We start from the raw sequence: 18,375 nt of genomic DNA, 5'->3' as shown, positions 1-18,375 counted from the left end.
GGTCCGGTCGCGCTCCTCGTGCAGGTGAGGCGCGGCCCGGTCCCGAGTCGTCCACGCGTGTGCGCGCACGCGGCGGTCGGTGTCGTCCACGTGCGTCCACGTGCGTTCACGTACGCCGACGACCGCCCCCGCGGCGCCGTACGGCCGGTGGTCGGGCCCCGTGCGTCAACGCGGTGACCCGCCCCGTGCCGTCGCGCGGGTACGGGACGCCCCTGTTCGGAAGGAATCGTTCCGTTACCGTCAATTCGCGACGAAGGGTGACGAGGTGCGTGCGTTATGTGATGTGCTGGGGATCAGCGCTGACATTCGGCGCACCAGAGTTGTCCGGGGATCCCGCGAACGGTCCGGGGGATCCGAGGGAGGGGCGCGGCATGGGGGCGGAGCAGATTCGCCGGTGGGAGTCGGGTGCCCTCGCGCACGCGGTGAGCGATCCCTTCGGACAGGGCCCGCTGCCCTGGCTGCGCGGCAGTGAGAACTACTTCGACGACACCGGCCAGGTCGTCCCCTGGTACGCCGACCTCGGCCGGTCCACCGGCGGCGGCACCCGCACCGCCGACGACGTGCACCGCCAGATCAAGGGCTTCGTCTCGCCCGGCGCGGCGGCCCCGGGCGAGGCCATCGACTTCCACATCACCGTGGACCCGCCCCAGCAGTTCTCCGTCGACGTCTACCGGATCGGTCACTACGGCGGCGACGGCGCGGCCAAGATCACCACGAGCCCGCGGCTCTCCGGCATCGTCCAGCCCCCTCCGCTCGCCGCCGACCGGACCGTCTCCTGTCACCACTGGTGGATGTCCTGGCGGCTCCAGATCCCGAGCTACTGGTCGGTCGGAGCGCATGTGGCCGTCCTGACCACGGCCGACGGCTACCGCTCGCACATCCCCTTCACCGTGCGCCACGACCACCCCGCCGACCTGCTGCTCCTGCTGCCCGACATCACCTGGCAGGCGTACAACCTCTACCCGGAGGACGGCCGCACCGGCGCGAGCCTGTACCACGCGTGGGACGAGCGGGGGCGGCTGCTCGGCGAGGAGGACGCCGCCGTCACGATCTCCTTCGACCGCCCGTACGCCGGGGCCGGCCTGCCGCTGCACGTGGGGCACGCGTACGACTTCATCCGCTGGGCCGAGCGGTACGGCTACGACCTCGCCTACGCCGACGCCCGCGATCTGCACGCGGGCCGCGTGGACCCCAGTCGCTACCGTGGCCTGGTCTTCCCCGGCCACGACGAGTACTGGTCGCTGCCGATGCGCCGGGCCGCCGAGCGCGCCCGGGACTCCGGGACCTCGCTCGTCTTCCTCTCCGCCAACACCATGTACTGGCAGGTGGGCCTCGCCCCGTCCGCCTCCGGCGAACCGGACCGGTTGCTGACCTGCCGCAAGCGCCGGGGGCCCGGCAAGTCGGCCCTGTGGCGCGAGGTGGACCGGCCCGAGCAGCAGCTCCTCGGCATCCAGTACGCGGGCCGGGTGCCCGAGCCCCGCCCGCTGATCGTGCGCAACGCCGAGCACTGGCTCTGGGACTCCACGGGGGCGGTCGAGGGCGACGAGATCCCGGGCCTGGTCGCCGGGGAGGCCGACCGCTACTACCCGCGCACCAGCCTGCCCGAGCACGACAACAGGATTCTGCTCGCCCACTCCCCGTACGAGGACTCCGAGGGCGCCACCCGCCACCAGGAGACCTCGCTCTACCAGGCCCCCTCCGGCGCGCTCGTCTTCGCCTCCGGCACCTTCGCCTGGTCCCCCGCGCTGGACCGCCCCGGGCACACCGACCCCCGGATTCAGCGGGCCACGGCCAATCTCCTCGACCGGATCTGCAAGCGCGACTGATCCGGGGCCCCGGAGAGGCGGGCGCGGTCGGCCGAGCCCCGCGCGCGGACGGCCCCGGGGGTACGGGACAATCGGAACCGCTCCTGGATCAATCTACGCGGAGGCACCGTGTCCGGTTTTGTAGAAAAGCCCGAGCCCGAACAGGTTCCGGGCCTCACCCACCTGCACACCGGCAAGGTGCGCGACCTGTACCGGAACGAGGCGGGCGACCTCGTCATGGTCGCCAGCGACCGTATCTCCGCGTACGACTGGGTCCTGCCCACCGAGATCCCCGACAAGGGCCGCGTCCTCACCCGGCTCTCGCTCTGGTGGTTCGACCAGCTGGCCGACCTGGTCCCCAACCACGTCATCTCCACCGAGCTGCCGCCGGGCGCCCCTGCCGACTGGGCGGGCCGCACGCTCATCTGCAAGTCGCTGCGGATGGTCGAGGTCGAGTGCGTGGCCCGCGGCTATCTGACCGGCTCCGGGCTCGTCGAGTACGACGCCACGCGTACGGTCTGCGGCATCGGTCTCCCCGACGGCCTGGTCAACGGGTCGGAGCTGCCGGGCCCGATCTTCACCCCGGCCACCAAGGCGGCCGTCGGCGACCACGACGAGAACGTCAGTTACGAGGACGTCGCCCGCGAGGTCGGCGTGGAGACGGCCGCCGTGCTGCGGCGCACGACGCTCGACGTCTACAGCCGGGCCCGGGACATCGCGCACCGGCGCGGCATCATCCTGGCCGACACGAAGTTCGAGTTCGGGTTCGAGACCACCGAGGACGGGTCCGAGCGGCTGATCATCGCCGACGAGGTGCTGACCCCGGACTCCTCGCGCTTCTGGCCCGCCGCCACCTGGGAGCCCGGCCGGGCGCAGCCCAGCTACGACAAGCAGTTCGTGCGCGACTGGCTGACCTCGCCGGCCTCCGGCTGGGACCGTGCGAGCGAGCAGCCGCCCCCGGCGCTGCCGCAGGAGATCGTGGCGGCGACCCGCGCCAAGTACATCGAGGCGTACGAGGTGCTGACCGGCACCAACTGGTCGTAACGGCGGTCGGATACGCGGAAGGCCCCGGTCGGTGACGACCGGGGCCTTCTTCTCGTGGAGCGGACGACCAGGTTCGAACTGGCGACCTCAACCTTGGCAAGGTTGCGCTCTACCAACTGAGCTACGTCCGCAGTGCGCCGAAGCGCGATGCCTACTATACCCAACCCCGCTCGCGGGCGAGACGCACCGCCGTATGCCGGTTCTCGGCACCGATCTTGGTGGCGGCCGAGGACAGGTAATTGCGCACGGTCCCCTGGGACAACGAGGCCCGCTCCGCGATCTCCGCGACCGGCGCCCCGTCCGCCGCGAGTTCCAGCACCTCGGCCTCCCTGGCGGTCAGCGGGGAGTCTCCGGCGGAGATGGCGTCGGCCGCCAACTCCGGGTCCACATAGCGGTTTCCGGTGTGGACGGCACGGATGATCTCGGCCAGTCGGCGGGCGCTGACCGTCTTCGGCACGAACCCGCGCACGCCGGCGGCCAGAGCCCGCTTGAGGTGTCCGGGGCGGCCGTGGCTGGTCACGATCATGGTGCGGCAGTGCGGCAGTTCGGCCCGCAGGGATGTGGCGACCTTCACACCGTCCGCACCGGGCATCTGGAGGTCCAGGACGGCCACGTCCGGCCGGTGCGCCAGGGCCATCGCCAGGGCCTCGGGGCCGCTCGCCGCCTCCGCGACCACGACGAGGTCCTCCTCCAGGGCGAGCAGCGCGGCCAGCGCGCCCCGGATCAGGTGTTCGTCGTCGGCCAGCAGGACCCGCAGGGGCCGATCGGTGGTCATCGTTCCTCCGGAGGAGCGGAAGGGGTGTCGCGGGAGTCGACAGCCGCGGGGACGGGAGAGGGGGGCGGAGAAGAAGAGGAGGCGACGGGGGCGGAGGGCACGGGGCGACCGCTCGCATCCGGGCGGGGGCCGGCGAGCGGGACCGTCGCCGTCACCCGGAAGAGGCCGGCCCCGGCCGCGCCGGCGTCCAGCGATCCGCCGACCGCGCCGAGCCGTTCGCGCAGTCCCGCGAGGCCCGAGCCGCCGCCGTCGCCCCGGCCGCCGGACGGCTCCGTGGCGCCGGCCCCGTCGTTCTCGACCTCCAGCACCACCGCGTCCGCCGTCCGCGTGAGCCGGATCCGGCAGTGGCGCGGGTCACCGTGGCGCAGGACGTTCGTCGCGGTCTCGCGCACCACCCAGCCGAGCGCCGCCTGCACGGCGGCGGGCGCCCCGATGCCGGCCGGGCCGTCCGCGCCCTCGACGGTGCAGGTGATCCCGGCCGCCTGCAGGACGCCCCGGGCGCCTGTGAGTTCGGTCGGCAGGTCGGCCTCCCGGTAGCCGCGCACGACATCGCGGACCTCCTGCTGGGAGGCGCGGGCGATCCGCTGCACCTCGACCATCTGGTCCGTCGCCGCGGGGTTGCCGCGCTGGGCCAGCTCCACGGCCAGCTCGCTCTTCAGGGCGATCACCGACAGGTTGCGGCCCAGTACGTCGTGCATGTCCCGGCCGAACCGCAGCCGCTCCTCCGCCACCGCCAGCCGGGCCTGCGTGTCCCGCGCCTCCTCCGCCTGCCACATCACCGACAGGCTCCAGACGCTCGGCCGGGTCGAGAGGAGGATCAGCAGGATGACGACGGCCAGCGCGGCGGCCGCTCCGAACTGCAGCCGGGCCGGTACGCCCGCGGCTGCCAGGAGGGCCACGACGGTCGTCGAGAAGACGGCGGCGTGGAGCAGGAACGTGCGGACCGGCACGAGCAGGACGTACGGGATGGCGAAGGCCACGGGCAGGTCCAGCACCAGCAGGATCAGCCCGTCGTCGTCGAGGCCGCCCACCGCCGCGAGCGCCACCACCAGGCCGGTCATCACCGCCTGTAGCGCGGCGGGCAGCCGCAGCCGCCCCGGGGGGAACCGCTCCACTCCCCGGTAGTGGGCGAAGGCCGGCGCCAGGTCGCGGGTGCTGAGCACGGACTGGGCGAGGTTGGCGGCCAGGAAGGCTCCGCCGAGGACCATCGCGACCGGCCCCGCCTCCAGGGTCCTGCCGAGGGGCAGGAGGCCCCAGGACACCGCGAACACCCAGGTGATCGAGCAGAGCGTGACCCGGGTGTAGAGGTCGATGCGCTGGAGCTTGCTGCGTTCGTGCCAGCCGCGCCGCCAGCCCCGTATCCGACCGATCACGCCCGTCAGTCCCTTCATGTCAGCCGCGCGGGTCCCAGCGGAACCACCGTCGCACAGCAAACACTCCGAAAGCGGTCCAGGCCAGCGCGGTCGCCCCGGCGGTGAGCAGGTCGCCGCTTTCGACGCCGCCGAGCCAGCCGTGCCGGACGAGCGTCATCACACCCGTCATCGGGAGCAGCTCCAGCACCGACGCCAGCCTGTCCGGGAACACCGTCAGCGGGACGAAGAGTCCGGAGCCGAAGAGCGAGGCGAAGTACAGCGGCAGGGTGGTGAGCTGCGAGGTCTGCACGGTCCGGGTCATCACGCTGGTCGCCGCCGCCAGGGCCGACATCAGCAGGAAGCCCAGCAGCAGCCCCGCCAGCAGGAGGGCGGGCCGGTGCGGTGCGCTCAGGTCGAAGGCGATCGCGCCGGCCGCCACCAGCAGCGCGCACTGGGCGAGCGCCAGCGCGACGGAGGGCAGCGCGGTGCCGATCAGGATCTCGCGGTCGGGGATCTCGCCGGTGCGCAGCCGCTTCAGGACGAGTTCCTCGCGCCGGGCGACGTAGGCGGAGACGAGGTTCATGTAGACGACCTGGACGAGCACCATGCCGATGCCGCCGGTCAGGGTGGCGCCCGCGACGGTGAGCCCGGTGCCGCCGAGGTCGACCTGTTCGAGCGAGGAGTGAATCGCGAAGATCATCACGAGTGGCAGCAGCAGGGCCACGACGATCGCGGTCCGGTTGCGCACCAGGAGGATCAGTTCGGCGCGGCCCAGGGCGGTCAGCCGCCTGGTCACGGCCGCCGGGCCGGTGGGGGAGCCGGCGGGCGTCCGGTCGTGGAAGGGGGTCGTCGTCGTCATGCCGTCACCTTCGTCGTGCCGCCGGAGCGGGTGGAGCGGCCCGCCACTCGGCGCGGGTCCTGGTCCCGGGGCGCGTGCCGGGTCTTCGCGATGTCGAGGAACGCCTCCTCCAGGGAGGCGGATCGGGCGTCGAGTCCGTGCAGCCGTACGCCGGACTCCCGGGCCCAGTCCAGGAGTTCGTGCAGCGACTCCTGGAGGGCGGCGGTGCGGATCTCGACCCGGGGCCCTTCGGCCGCGGCCAGCAGCGAGAGCGGGAGCCGCGCCACCGGCACGGCCTCGGGCAGCGTGAAGCGGATCCTGGCCGGCTGCTGCGCGGTCACCTCCGCGATGGTCCCCGTCGTCACGATCCTCCCCTGGTGCATGATCGCCAGGCGGTCCGCGAGCGCCTCGGCCTCCTCCAGGTAGTGCGTGGTCAGGAGCACGGTCGTGCCGTTGTCCCGCAGGGCCCGGACGAGTTCCCAGGTCTCCTGCCGGCCCTCGGCGTCCAGCCCGGTCGTCGGCTCGTCGAGGAAGAGCACCTCGGGCCGGGACGTCAGGGCGAGCGCCAGGTCCACGCGGCGCTTCTCGCCGCCGGACAGCTGCTTGACCCGCACGCGTCCCCGGGCGGTCAGACCGACCATCTCCAGCGCCTCGGCGGCGGGGCGTGCGCCGGTGGTGCAGGCCGACCACATGCGTACGGTCTCCATGACCGTGAGGTCGGAGGGGAAGCCGCCTTCCTGGAGCATCACTCCGGTACGGGGGCGGACGGCGGCGCGTTCGCGGTACGGGTCGTGGCCGAGGACCCGGACCGTGCCGCCGGTCGGCGGTGCCAGGCCCTCCAGGAGTTCGACGGTGGAGGTCTTGCCCGCGCCGTTCGTCCCGAGCAGGGCGAACAGTTCGCCGCGGGCCACGGAGAAGGAGATACCGGACACCGCCTCGAAGCCGCCGGCGTAACTGCGCCGGACCTCGCTCGCCTCGATCACGGGACCGTTCGCACGGTCGCTGGGAATGTCGTCGCTGGTCATGCCGCAAGCTTTCCGCCGGAACGGGTCCGCGAGCAGTGCGCGCTGTCACCACTGCCCATGACAAACGTCATGGGCAGTGCTCGGAGCGGAAGGGCGGCGGCCGGAGCGGGAGGAGGGCCGGGAGCACGACAAAGGCCCTGACCGATAAGGTCAGGGCCTTTGATGCTGAGCGGACGACCAGGTTCGAACTGGCGACCTCAACCTTGGCAAGGTTGCGCTCTACCAACTGAGCTACGTCCGCAGTGCAACCACTCGGCTTTCACCGGTGGAGCGAGCACTACTCTACCTGATCCAACGAAGTGGTCCGAAGAGTCGTGCAGAGCGGGTGACAGGAATTGCACACTGCGCCTTCCCCCTGGAAGGGGGATGTTCTACTACTGAACTACACCCGCACGCTGCGTGGGATTCGGCTTTGCGGCCTCGCCCCTCGGCGTGCTCCAGACTCTAGCCGACCTGCGGGGGTGTCGCGCAAGTCGGCTCCCCGCGGGCTCCGCGGAACGGGCCTGCGGACCCGGCCGGCAGGCCCCCCGGGGCCGCCTGACGGAGCGTCCGGCACCCGCGCCGCCGGCGTCCGGCACCCGCGCCGCCGGAGTCCGGCGGACCGCCGGATCGGCCGGTGCGCGGCCGCCGGCGGCTCAGTCGGCCGCGTTGAACGCCTCGTAGACCTTCTTCGGGATGCGGCCCCGGGCCGGCACCTCCATCCGGTGCGAGCGGGCCCAGGCGCGGACGGCCGCCGGGTCCGGGGCGAGGGAGGTGTGGTGGTAGGCCGTGGGCGTCCTGCCGTGCTTGCCGGCGTTCGTCTGCTTCCGTCCGGCGGCCATGTAGGGCGCCAGCGTCTTCCGCAGTTTTTTCGCGTTGGCGGGATTGAGGTCGATCTCGTACGTCTTCCCGTCCAGGGCGAAGGTCACCGTTTCCGCCGCCGTTCCCCCGTCGATGTCGTCGGAGAGCGTCACCACTACGCGCTGAGCCACGGATATCGGTCCTTTCCTACGGCACCGGCGCGTGTCGCGAGCGCGGATGCCGGCCTTCCGGCTGTCAGGCGGGCGGATGCGGATCGACGAGACGTCGACTGTTCCGTTGTCCCCGGGGCAATGTTGCTTTCCCCGGTAATCATTTGTACAGCGACGGGTGCCGCATTGTGAAGCCCGCCCAATTACATCCGCGTGTCCGTGTGCAATCCGTGTGCAATCCGGGCGTAATTTTTCCAGACCTTTTCCCGCGCGGGGGTCGCGGCCGATATCTCGATGTGATCCGCGTGCGGTGCTCGCCGGGGCGCCCGCTGTCCGATATCTACCCGCGTAGAAATTTTGGCCAGGTACGCTGAGTGGACCCGCGGGGGTCTGGGGAGCCCCCCGGAGAGACAGCCGCACCACACCACCACACCGGGAGTGCCAGTGGCACGCGTCGTAGTCGACGTCATGCTCAAGCCCGAGATCCTCGACCCGCAGGGACAGGCTGTGCAGCGCGCACTGCCCCGTCTCGGCTTCGAGTCAATCGCGGACGTCCGTCAGGGAAAGCGTTTCGAGCTGGAGGTCGAGGGACCGGTCGACGACGCCGCCCTCGCCCGTATTAACGAGCTGGCCGAGACGTTCCTCGCCAACACCGTCATCGAGGACTTCGTCGTGAAGGTGGAGGAGAAGTGACCACCCGTATCGGCGTCGTCACTTTTCCCGGCACCCTCGACGATCAGGACGCCCTGCGCGCCGTACGGATCGCGGGCGCCGAGCCCGTATCCCTGTGGCACCGTGACAAGGACCTGCACCAGGTCGACGCGGTCGTCCTGGCCGGCGGTTTCTCCTACGGCGACTACCTCCGCGCCGGCGCGATTTCCCGCTTCTCGCCGGTCATGGAAACCCTCATCGAGCAGGCGAAGGCCGGTATGCCGGTCCTCGGCATCTGCAACGGCTTCCAGATCCTGACCGAGGCGCACCTGCTGCCCGGCGCGATGCTGCGCAACAACCACCTCCACTTCATCTGCCGCGACCAGAAGCTGCGGGTGGAGAACGCGGAGACCGCCTGGACCTCGGACTACAGCGCCGGCCAGGAGATCAGCGTCCCGCTCAAGAACATGGACGGCCGCTACACCGCCGACGAGCACACGCTCGACGAACTGGAGGCCGAGGGCCGTGTCGCCTTCCGCTATCTGGACGGCAACCCCAACGGCTCGCTCCGCGACATCGCGGGCATCACCAACGCCGCGGGCAACATCGTCGGCCTGATGCCGCACCCGGAGCACGCCGTGGAGCCGCTCATCGGCACCGGCGGCACCGACGGCCTCGGTTTCTTCACCTCGATCATCAAGAAGCTGGTCAACGCATGAGCCTGGATACGGTCAAGCACGCGGCCGAGACCCCGGACGCCGAGCAGCCCTGGAAGGAACTCGGCCTCAAGGAGGACGAGTACGCCCGGATCCGCGAGATCCTGGGCCGCCGCCCCACCGGCGCCGAGCTCGCCATGTACTCCGTGATGTGGTCGGAGCACTGCTCGTACAAGAGCAGCAAGGTCCACCTCAAGCAGTTCGGCGAGAAGGTCCCCGCCAACGACGCCATGCTCGTCGGCATCGGTGAGAACGCCGGCGTCGTCGACGTCGGCCAGGGGTACGCGGTCACCTTCAAGGTCGAGTCGCACAACCACCCCTCGTACATCGAGCCCTACCAGGGCGCGGCCACCGGCATCGGCGGCATCGTCCGGGACATCCTCGCCATGGGCGCCCGCCCCGTCGCGGTCGTGGACCCGCTGCGCTTCGGCGCGGCCGACCACCCCGACACCAAGCGCGTCCTGCCGGGCGTCGTCGCGGGCATCGGCGGCTACGGCAACTGCCTGGGCCTGCCCAACATCGGCGGCGAGGTCGTCTTCGACGCCTGCTACCAGGGCAACCCGCTGGTCAACGCCGGCTGCATCGGCGTGATGAAGCACGAGGACATCCACCTCGCGCAGGCGTCGGGCCCCGGCAACAAGGTCATCCTGTACGGCGCCCGCACCGGCGGCGACGGGATCGGCGGCGTCTCCGTGCTGGCCTCGGAGACCTTCGAGTCCACCGGACCGGCCAAGCGCCCCGCCGTCCAGGTCGGCGACCCGTTCCAGGAGAAGCTCCTCATCGAGTGCACCCTGGAGATCTTCAAGGAGAAGCTCGTCGCGGGCATCCAGGACCTCGGCGGCGCCGGGCTCTCCTGCGCCACCAGCGAGCTGGCCTCCGCCGGTTCCGGCGGCATGCGCGTCGAGCTGGACACGGTGCCGCTGCGCGACTCCTCCCTCTCGCCCGAGGAAATCCTCATGAGCGAGTCGCAGGAGCGCATGTGCGCGATCGTCGAGCCGCAGCACGTGGACCGCTTCCTGGAGATCTGCGAGAAGTGGGACGTCATCGCCACCGTCATCGGTGAGGTCACCGAGGGCTCCCAGCTGGAGATCTTCTGGCACGGCGAGCGGATCGTCGACGTGCCGCCGCGCTCGGTCGCCCACGACGGCCCGGTCTACCACCGCCCGTTCGCCCGCCCGTCCTGGCAGGACGCGCTCCAGGCCGACGACGCGGGCAAGCTCGCCCGCCCGGCGAACGCCGCCGAGCTGCGCGAGCAGGTCCTCAAGCTGGTCGCCTCCCCGAACCAGGCGTCCAAGTCCTGGATCACCGACCAGTACGACCGGTTCGTGCAGGGCAACACCGTCCTCGCGATGCCCGAGGACGCGGGCATGGTCCGCATCGACGCCGAGTCGAACCTGGGCGTGGCCATGGCCACCGACGGCAACGGCCGGTACGCCAAGCTCGACCCGTACACCGGCGCGCAGCTCGCGCTGGCGGAGTCGTACCGCAACGTCGCCGCCTCCGGCGCGAAGCCGCTGGCCATCTCGGACTGCCTGAACTTCGGTTCGCCCGAGGACCCGGACGTCATGTGGCAGTTCGCCGAGGCCACCCGCGGTCTCGCGGACGGCTGCCTGGAGCTGGGCACTCCGGTCACCGGCGGCAACGTCTCGCTGTACAACCAGACCGGTGAGACGGCGATCCACCCGACGCCGGTCGTGGCCGTGCTCGGCGTGATCGACGACGTGAACCGCCGTACGCCCGTCGCCTTCGCCGAAGAGGGCCAGCTCCTCTACCTGTTGGGCGACACCCGTGAGGAGTTCGGCGGCTCGGCCTGGTCCGAGGTGGTCCACAACCACCTCGGCGGTATGCCGCCCACGGTGGACCTCGGCCGCGAGAAGCTGCTCGGCGAGATCCTGATCTCGGCCTCCCGCGACGGCATGATCGACGCCGCGCACGACCTGAGCGACGGCGGCCTGATCCAGGCCGTCACCGAGTCCTGCCTGCGCGGCGGGAAGGGCGCCCGGCTGGTCGTGCCGGACGGCCTGGACGCGTTCACGTTCCTCTTCTCCGAGTCGGCGGGACGCGCGGTCGTCTCGATCCCGCGCAGCGAGGAGCTCCGCTTCAACGACATGTGCGGCGCGCGCGGTCTGCCCGTGGCCCGCATCGGTGTCGTGGACGGCGAGGAGATCGAGGTCCAGGGCGAGTTCAGCATCCCGCTGAGCGAGCTCCGTACGGCGCACGAGGCGACGATCCCCGCGCTGCTCGCCTGAGCCGAGCAGCCGCCGGGTCGCGCGTCGACCGGTGTGCCCGCAGCCCCCGCCCGGATGATCCGGGCGGGGGCTGCGGCCTTTTCCCCACATCCCTTGATGGGAATTACGTAACTACGTAAGGTTGGTGTCATGGAGCTGGAGCAGCGGGTCGCCGAGCTGGAGCGGCGGCTCACGGCACTGGAGCGGCGGGACCCCGAGTCCCCCCGTCTGGGCGACGGCGACTTCTGGGCGCTGAACGGGCTGAAACAGCAGCTCACCGACCTCGGCGAGGCCGCGGCCGACGGGGGAGTGCTCTACACGGGGTCGGTCCGCCTGCCCACCGGCGAGCAGTACGGGTGGCAGTACGGCGCCCTCACCGAGGCCCTGGTCGACGGGGACTGGGCGGACGCCGCCGAGTCGTTCGCCGCGCTGGGCCACCCGGTCCGGCTGCGCCTGCTCCGCGAGATCCTCCGCGGCCTCAGGACGGCCGCCGAACTGGCCGCGCTCGACGGGGCCGGCACCACCGGCCAGATCTACCACCACCTGCGCCAGCTGACCGGCGCGGGTTGGCTGCACGCCGCGGGGCGCGGCCGGTACGAGATCCCGCCGGCCCGGGTGGTGCCGCTGCTGGTGGTGCTGGCGGCGGGGCGGCCGTAGGGACCACCGACCGAACACCGACGACCGGGGGAAATGATCATGCCTGTCCGCAAAGCGATGATGGTGCTCTACCGCGTGTGCTGGCTCGTCTTCGTGGCGCTGGTGCTCATCGGGGTCCTCTCCGAACCGCTGCTGCCCTTCGGCCTGGTCTTCGTGCCCGCGGGCGCGGCCGTGATCATCGGCCTCGTCCTGAGCCGCACCGGTCCGAGGGCGACGTCGAGGAGCCGTCCCGCCGTCGAGGTCGCCCCGCCGGTGACGGGCCGCTGGTCCGCCCTGAACAGCCCGGCGGACAAGGTGCCGAGCCACGGGACGCACGTGTACGGACAGACGTACGCGATCGACATCGTGGCGGAGCCCGGGACGGGGCCGGGCGAACCACCGGCCCGTCCGCCGTTCCGCCTCTTCTGGCCGGTCGTCCGCCGCAACCGTGACTTCCCGGCGTTCGGCGCCCCGCTGCTCGCGGTGGCCGACGCCACGGTCGTCCGGGCGCGCGACGGCCAGCGTGATCACCTGAGCCGCAACTCGCTGCCGGCGCTGCTCTACCTGATGCTCATCGAGGGCGGTGTACGGGACATGCTCGGTGCGAGCCGGATCATCGGCAACCACGTGATCCTCGACCTCGGTGACAGCACGTACGCCGTCTACGCCCACGTCCAGCGCGGCTCGCTCCGGGTGAGGGCCGGGGACACGGTCCGCGCCGGTCAGCGGCTCGGCAGCGTGGGGAACTCCGGCAACACCACCGAACCCCACCTCCACTTCCACCTGATGGACGGCCCGGACCCGGACTCGGCGCGAGGCGTCCCGTTCACCTGGCGGGGCGTCGGGGTGCCCGCGGGCGGCGAGACGTTCACCGTTGAGGAGGCCGGGGAGACAGGGGAGGCCGGGGAGCGGATCGCACCGGTCCGGGAGGGCGATGTCGGAGGGGCCGGTTAGTCTCTGCCCCATGCCCCCGGCCAAGAAGCGCCCGCGCGCCTACGACCACCTCAGGACCCGGACGGCGGTCCTCGCCCAGTTCGCCCATGTCCGCGACGCCGTCCGCACGTTGACGCCCGACCAGCTCGCCCGGCCCACCCGGCTCGGCGACTGGACGGTGCGCGAGCTGGCCGCACATGTCGCGATGGGCCTGAGCAGCGTCGCCCGGTCCCTGTCCCTGCCGGAGCCGCCCGGCCCCAAGCCCGAGGTCGCCCTGTCGGTGTGGCCCTCGGCCACCGCCGAGCACGCCGCCCGGATCGCCGGGGACGTCGAGGACCTGGCGGCCGGCCGCCCCGACCTCCCCGCGCTGTACGAGGAGGCGGAGGCCGGGTTCACCGCGGCCGTCCCGGCGACCGGCACGGGGGAGCGGCTGCTGACCACCCGGGTCGGCTCCATGCGGCTGACCGACTACCTGGTCACCCGGACCGTCGAGCTGGCCGTGCACACGGACGACCTGAACGACGCGCTGGGCTCGGAGATACCGTACGACCGACAGGCCCTGGCCGCCTGCACCCGGCTGCTGGCCGACGCCCTCGCGTACCGGGCGCCCGGTGGCTCGGTCGAGGTGCGCGTCCCCCCGTTCGCGGTGGTCCAGTGCATCGGCGGTCCCCAGCACACGCGCGGCACCCCGCCCAATGTCGTGGAGACCGGCCCGCTGACCTGGATGCGGCTCGCCACCGGGCGTACGGAGTGGGCGCGGGTCCTGGAGGACGCCGAGGTCAGCGCCAGTGGGGAGCGGGCGGACCTGGCCGGACTGCTGCCGCTGATGGGCTGAGGCGGCCCGGCCGCACGGCGCGGGCGGGAACCGGACCGGCCCCCCGCGCCGTCACATCGCCATGCACACACAACGTACGGCCCTCAGCGCCAGTGTCCTGGCCCTCCTCACTCTCGCCGCCTGCGGTACGGAGTCCGGCTCCGGTGCGCGGTCCGCGGACGGCGGCGGCGCCGCCCGGAGCGACATCCCCGTCACCGGGGTGGCGTGGAGCGTCGACTCCGTGACCGTCGGCGGGAAGAAGACCGAGGCCCCGGAGGGGTCCCGGCTGGAGATCGACCCGAAGGGCCGGGTCAAGGCCGACTTCGGCTGCAACCACATCAGCGCGGACGCCCGGGTGGAGGGCGACCGGATCACCGTGGGCAAGCCCGTCTCCACGCAGATGGCGTGCGAGGAGGAGATCGAGAGGTTCGAGAAGGCCGCCACCGGCGCGATGGGCGGCGAACTCACCGCGAAGCTCACCGGCGAGAGGCTGACCCTCACGACCGAGGACGGCGACACGATCGCGCTCAGCGAGGAGAAGGCGGCCGACCTGGTCGGCACCCGGTGGACGGTGACCACCCTGATCAGCGGGGAGACGGCCACCTCCGTACCGGCGGATCTGCCGGAGGGGCGGGCGCCCCACCTGACCCTCTCCGAGGACGGCGCCGTCCAGGGCGACTCCGGCTGCAACTCCTTCCGCGGCCGGGCGGCGGTCGAGGGCTCCACGATCGTCTTCGGGGCGGTGGCGGGCACCAGGAAGATGTGCCCGGAGGCGGAGATGGAGACCGAGCGCGCCGTGCTCGCCGCCCTCAAGGGCCCGACGACGTACACGATCAAGGGCAGCACGCTGACGGTCACCGCCGACGACGGCCGGGGGATCGGCGCCACAGCCACACCTTCCGGGGCCGCGAGCGGCTTCCGGCACGGCTGACCGGCGGCCTCCCGGTGTGAGGCTCACCACGAAACGAGCGTTCGGCCAGCCGTCGGGACGGTGATCGGGCGGGTTCACCGAGCGCCACGGCCGCCCGTCCGTCACGAGCGGGGCCTACCTGTCGGTAACCGGGCTCTCGGCCCGCAAGTGAGCGCCGCGTCCGCCTCGGGGAGCCCGAGCGGGCCATCCGATGGTCACTCCGCGTCACCGGCCGAAGTCCCGCGAAACGCCCGCCCCGGGCGGCGGACAGGCCCGTCGTCCCTGTCCCGCCGTGGCTTTGCCGACCGGTCCCCAATTCGGACCAGTGGTCGATCTCGCCTACACTCGGTGTCGTGCCCCGTGGTGATGGACGACTCAACCACGACCTGCTCCCCGGAGAGAAAGGCCCCCAGGACGCTTGTGGCGTCTTCGGTGTCTGGGCTCCGGGTGAAGAGGTCGCCAAGCTCACCTATTTCGGACTGTATGCCCTGCAGCACCGCGGACAGGAATCCGCGGGCATCGCAGTGAGCAACGGGTCCCAGATCCTGGTCTTCAAGGACATGGGACTGGTCTCGCAGGTCTTCGACGAAACGTCTCTGGGTTCCCTCCAGGGCCATATCGCGGTCGGTCATGCCCGCTACTCCACCACCGGCGCCTCGGTGTGGGAGAACGCGCAGCCGACGTTCCGTGCCACCGCGCACGGCTCGATCGCGCTGGGCCACAACGGGAACCTGGTCAACACCGCCCAGCTCGCGGAGATGGTCGCCGACCTCCCGCGCAGGGACGGCCGCGCCACCCAGGTCGCCGCGACCAACGACACCGACCTGGTGACCGCACTGCTCGCCGGGCAGCGCGACGAGAACGACAAGCCGCTGACCATCGAGGAAGCCGCCGCCAAGGTGCTCCCCGACGTCAAGGGCGCGTTCTCCCTCGTCTTCATGGACGAGCACACGCTCTACGCCGCCCGTGACCCGCAGGGCATCCGCCCGCTGGTGCTCGGCCGTCTGGAGCGCGGCTGGGTGGTCGCCTCCGAGTCCGCCGCGCTCGACATCTGCGGTGCCAGCTACGTACGCGAGATCGAGCCGGGTGAGCTCGTCGCCATCGACGAGAACGGTCTGCGCACCACTAGATTCGCAGAAGCGAAGCCCAAGGGCTGTGTCTTCGAGTACGTCTACCTGGCCCGCCCCGACACCGACATCGCCGGGCGGAACGTCTACCTCTCCCGCGTGGAGATGGGCCGCCGGCTGGCCGCCGAGGCGCCCGCCGAGGCGGACCTCGTCATAGCGACCCCGGAATCCGGAACCCCCGCGGCCGTCGGCTACGCCGAAGCCAGCGGAATCCCGTTCGGCGTCGGACTGGTCAAGAACGCCTACGTCGGCCGGACCTTCATCCAGCCCTCGCAGACCATCCGCCAGCTCGGCATCCGGCTCAAGCTGAATCCGCTGAAGGAAGTCATCAAGGGCAAGCGCCTGGTGGTCGTCGACGACTCGATCGTCCGCGGCAACACGCAGCGCGCCCTGGTCCGGATGCTCCGCGAGGCGGGCGCGGCCGAGATCCACATCCGGATCTCCTCGCCGCCGGTGAAGTGGCCCTGCTTCTTCGGGATCGACTTCGCCACCCGCGCCGAGCTGATCGCCAACGGCATGACCGTCGACGAGATCCGCACCTCCATGGGGGCCGACTCCCTCTCGTACATCTCGATCGACTCCATGATCGAGGCGACGACGATCGACAAGCCGAACCTCTGCCGCGCCTGCTTCGACGGTGAGTACCCGATGGAGCTCCCGGACCCGGAGCTGCTCGGCAAGCAGCTGCTGGAGACCGAGCTGGCGGCGGGCCCGGCGGCGACCGCCGCGGCCGACGCGCTGCGCCGTCCGTGACCCGGACGCGCCGCCGCCCCTCCCACCAGCCCCGTATCTCCACACGAAAGATCCCAGGCCATGTCTGAGACAACAGGTGCCTCCTACGCGGCGGCCGGCGTCGACATCGAAGCCGGCGACCGCGCCGTCGAGCTGATGAAGGAGTGGGTGAAGAAGACGCAGCGCCCCGAGGTCGCGGGCCTCGGCGGTCTCGGCGGCTTCGCCGGCCTCTTCGACGCCTCGGCGCTGAAGCGCTACGAGCGTCCGCTCCTGGCCTCCGCCACGGACGGCGTCGGCACCAAGGTGGACCTGGCGCGGAAGATGGGCGTGTACGACACCATCGGCCACGACCTCGTCGGCATGGTCGTGGACGACCTCGTCGTCTGCGGCGCCGAGCCGCTGTTCATGACCGACTACATCTGCGTCGGCAAGGTGCACCCCGAGCGTGTCGCGGCCATCGTGAAGGGCATCGCCGAAGGCTGCGTCCTGGCGGGCTGCTCCCTGGTCGGCGGCGAGACGGCCGAGCACCCGGGCCTCCTCGGCCCCGACGACTTCGACGTCGCCGGAGCCGGCACGGGCGTGGTCGAGGCCGACCGCCTGCTCGGCCCGGACCGTATCCGCGAGGGTGACGCCGTCATCGCCATGGCGTCCTCCGGTCTTCACTCCAACGGGTACTCGCTCGTCCGCCACGTGCTCTTCGACCGGGCCGGCTGGTCCCTGGACCGCGAGGTCGAGGAGTTCGGCCGCACGCTCGGCGAGGAGCTCCTGGAGCCCACCCGGATCTACTCCCTGGACTGCCTGGCCCTCACCCGGACGACCGAGGTGCACGGCTTCAGCCACGTCACCGGCGGCGGTCTGGCCAACAACCTGGCCCGGGTGATCCCGGACGGCCTGCACGCCACCGTGGACCGCTCCACCTGGACGCCCGGCGCGGTCTTCGACCTGGTCGGCAAGGCCGGTCAGGTCGAGCGGCTGGAACTGGAGAAGACGCTCAACATGGGCGTCGGAATGATCGCCGTCGTCCCGGCCGACTCGGTGGACGCCGCCCTCACGACGCTGGAGGACCGCGGGGTCGACTCCTGGGTCGCCGGCGAGATCACCGCCCGCGGCGACCGCACCACGGGCGCCGAGCTGACCGGCGACTACGCACGCTAGGCCGGACGCGCGCGAGCACCGGACGGGAAGCCGTGACCGGCCCCCGCCCGGTGCCCGCCGCACGGACCGGAGCCGGATCGGGACGCACAGAACCCGGTCCGGGACAAGCCCGGACCGGGTTGATGTGTCAGCGCGAGGTCAAGCGCCGCGGCGCTGTGACGACGGACCGGACTGATCGTCCTGACCCTCGTCCTCGTCTTGGTTGTAGCGATCCGCGTACTGTGCGTACGGGTCATCTTCCTCGTCGTCGTCCTCGAACGGCTCAGCGTTCGGTGGCTGACTCGAAGGCGATGCGCCCAGCTCATTGGCCAGACGCGACAGGTCCGTCCCGCCGCTGCTGTACTTCAGCTGGCGGGCGACCTTGGTCTGCTTGGCCTTTGCCCGGCCGCGCCCCATGGCTCGACCCCCTCGGTGACGGGGCTCGACGGCCCCAGAGTCTTGACACGCGTTCATGTTTCGGGACGGTCTCTCGACAGAGAGGCCGCGCCCGTAGAGCTTTAACGGTACCTGCTTCCGTGGCCATACGGTACGCCGCCCGCATTTCGGCCCCGGCACAGGGTCGGTGAGGAGCCCCGTCCTTGCTGGTCAGACGCGATTTTAACCTCTTGTGCGGGACGACCCGCCGACGGGGGTGAGACTTGTCTCGCCGGTCGCCGGTCGCCGGTCGGCGGGCCGCTGGAGGCC

At 71.6% G+C, this 18,375-nt stretch carries 17 protein-coding genes and 3 tRNA genes; 11 read left to right on the top strand and 9 right to left on the bottom strand.

Translation table 11 applies throughout. From position 1 onward, the window contains the following. Nucleotides 1-371 precede the first annotated feature (371 nt). Together ACIQMU_RS11955 and ACIQMU_RS11950 are read left to right on the top strand one after the other, a co-directional pair. A complete protein-coding gene (locus ACIQMU_RS11955) occupies nucleotides 372-1,826 on the top strand; it encodes a N,N-dimethylformamidase beta subunit family domain-containing protein (RefSeq protein ID WP_352239377.1) in 1,455 nt (484 codons plus the stop codon). A 108-nt stretch (nucleotides 1,827-1,934) separates the two neighbouring features. After that, nucleotides 1,935-2,849, top strand: a complete 915-nt coding sequence (locus ACIQMU_RS11950; protein WP_352239378.1) for a phosphoribosylaminoimidazolesuccinocarboxamide synthase — start codon at nucleotides 1,935-1,937, stop codon at nucleotides 2,847-2,849. Between the two features lie 55 nt (nucleotides 2,850-2,904). On the opposite strand, the gene ACIQMU_RS11945 is transcribed toward ACIQMU_RS11950, so the two are convergent. From ACIQMU_RS11945 to ACIQMU_RS11910, 8 genes are all read right to left on the bottom strand, one after another. Beyond that, nucleotides 2,905-2,980, bottom strand: a tRNA-Gly gene (locus ACIQMU_RS11945). Nucleotides 2,981-3,003: 23 nt separating this feature from the next. Further along, nucleotides 3,004-3,624: a response regulator transcription factor gene (locus ACIQMU_RS11940; RefSeq protein WP_352239379.1), complete on the bottom strand. Its 621-nt coding sequence runs from the start codon at nucleotides 3,622-3,624 to the stop codon at nucleotides 3,004-3,006. Beyond that, nucleotides 3,621-5,015: a sensor histidine kinase gene (locus ACIQMU_RS11935; RefSeq protein ID WP_402688770.1), complete on the bottom strand. Its 1,395-nt coding sequence runs from the start codon at nucleotides 5,013-5,015 to the stop codon at nucleotides 3,621-3,623. Before ACIQMU_RS11935 ends, ACIQMU_RS11940 begins: the two co-directional genes overlap by 4 nt. Before the next feature lies 1 nt (nucleotide 5,016). Beyond that, nucleotides 5,017-5,835 (bottom strand): ABC transporter permease, encoded by an 819-nt coding sequence (locus ACIQMU_RS11930; protein WP_352239381.1) that lies wholly within the window; start codon nucleotides 5,833-5,835, stop codon nucleotides 5,017-5,019. Continuing rightward, nucleotides 5,832-6,839, bottom strand: coding sequence for an ABC transporter ATP-binding protein (locus ACIQMU_RS11925; RefSeq protein ID WP_402688769.1), 1,008 nt, complete (start codon nucleotides 6,837-6,839; stop codon nucleotides 5,832-5,834). Before ACIQMU_RS11925 ends, ACIQMU_RS11930 begins: the two co-directional genes overlap by 4 nt. Before the next feature lie 168 nt (nucleotides 6,840-7,007). After that, nucleotides 7,008-7,080: transfer RNA gene (locus tag ACIQMU_RS11920), tRNA-Gly, on the bottom strand. A 79-nt stretch (nucleotides 7,081-7,159) separates the two neighbouring features. Further along, nucleotides 7,160-7,231 (bottom strand) — tRNA-Gly (locus tag ACIQMU_RS11915). Nucleotides 7,232-7,474: 243 nt separating this feature from the next. Beyond that, nucleotides 7,475-7,810, bottom strand: coding sequence for an Lsr2 family protein (locus tag ACIQMU_RS11910; protein ID WP_352239383.1), 336 nt, complete (start codon nucleotides 7,808-7,810; stop codon nucleotides 7,475-7,477). Nucleotides 7,811-8,233: 423 nt separating this feature from the next. On the opposite strand from ACIQMU_RS11910, the gene purS reads away from it, so the two are divergent. From purS to purM, 9 genes are all read left to right on the top strand, one after another. Continuing rightward, on the top strand, nucleotides 8,234-8,482 hold the full coding sequence (purS, locus tag ACIQMU_RS11905) for a phosphoribosylformylglycinamidine synthase subunit PurS (protein WP_352239384.1): 249 nt from the start codon (nucleotides 8,234-8,236) through the stop codon (nucleotides 8,480-8,482). Further along, the gene (gene purQ, locus ACIQMU_RS11900) at nucleotides 8,479-9,159 is read left to right on the top strand and encodes a phosphoribosylformylglycinamidine synthase subunit PurQ (RefSeq protein ID WP_388537128.1); all 681 of its coding nucleotides are present in this window, start codon (nucleotides 8,479-8,481) and stop codon (nucleotides 9,157-9,159) included. Before purS ends, purQ begins: the two co-directional genes overlap by 4 nt. After that, nucleotides 9,156-11,405: a phosphoribosylformylglycinamidine synthase subunit PurL gene (gene purL / locus ACIQMU_RS11895; RefSeq protein ID WP_352239386.1), complete on the top strand. Its 2,250-nt coding sequence runs from the start codon at nucleotides 9,156-9,158 to the stop codon at nucleotides 11,403-11,405. The genes purQ and purL overlap by 4 nt, the downstream gene beginning before the upstream one ends. A 129-nt stretch (nucleotides 11,406-11,534) precedes the next feature. Next, nucleotides 11,535-12,041, top strand: a complete 507-nt coding sequence (locus ACIQMU_RS11890) for a helix-turn-helix domain-containing protein (protein WP_352239387.1) — start codon at nucleotides 11,535-11,537, stop codon at nucleotides 12,039-12,041. A gap of 39 nt (nucleotides 12,042-12,080) precedes the next feature. Continuing rightward, a complete protein-coding gene (locus ACIQMU_RS11885; protein WP_402688768.1) occupies nucleotides 12,081-12,974 on the top strand; it encodes a M23 family metallopeptidase in 894 nt (297 codons plus the stop codon). A 10-nt stretch (nucleotides 12,975-12,984) separates the two neighbouring features. Then, the gene (locus tag ACIQMU_RS11880) at nucleotides 12,985-13,788 is read left to right on the top strand and encodes a sterol carrier family protein (protein ID WP_352239389.1); all 804 of its coding nucleotides are present in this window, start codon (nucleotides 12,985-12,987) and stop codon (nucleotides 13,786-13,788) included. Between the two features lie 61 nt (nucleotides 13,789-13,849). Then, on the top strand, nucleotides 13,850-14,698 hold the full coding sequence (locus ACIQMU_RS11875; protein WP_352239390.1) for an META domain-containing protein: 849 nt from the start codon (nucleotides 13,850-13,852) through the stop codon (nucleotides 14,696-14,698). A 332-nt stretch (nucleotides 14,699-15,030) separates the two neighbouring features. After that, on the top strand, nucleotides 15,031-16,557 hold the full coding sequence (purF, locus tag ACIQMU_RS11870; protein ID WP_352239391.1) for an amidophosphoribosyltransferase: 1,527 nt from the start codon (nucleotides 15,031-15,033) through the stop codon (nucleotides 16,555-16,557). A gap of 60 nt (nucleotides 16,558-16,617) precedes the next feature. Next, entirely contained in the window at nucleotides 16,618-17,691 is a 1,074-nt protein-coding gene (purM, locus tag ACIQMU_RS11865; RefSeq protein WP_352239392.1) for a phosphoribosylformylglycinamidine cyclo-ligase, read from the top strand. A gap of 138 nt (nucleotides 17,692-17,829) precedes the next feature. Here the strand turns inward: purM and ACIQMU_RS11860 are convergent, their stop codons facing one another. Continuing rightward, nucleotides 17,830-18,087 (bottom strand): DUF3073 domain-containing protein, encoded by a 258-nt coding sequence (locus ACIQMU_RS11860; protein WP_352239393.1) that lies wholly within the window; start codon nucleotides 18,085-18,087, stop codon nucleotides 17,830-17,832. Between the last annotated feature and the right edge of the window lie 288 nt (nucleotides 18,088-18,375).

Origin of the sequence: Streptomyces sp. NPDC091649 (assembly GCF_044756785.1) — a bacterium.
In the GTDB taxonomy this organism is placed as follows: Bacteria; Actinomycetota; Actinomycetes; order Streptomycetales; family Streptomycetaceae; genus Streptomyces.
The sequence above is the reverse complement of the archived record's forward strand: the minus strand, read 5'-3'. Positions and strand labels throughout refer to the sequence as shown.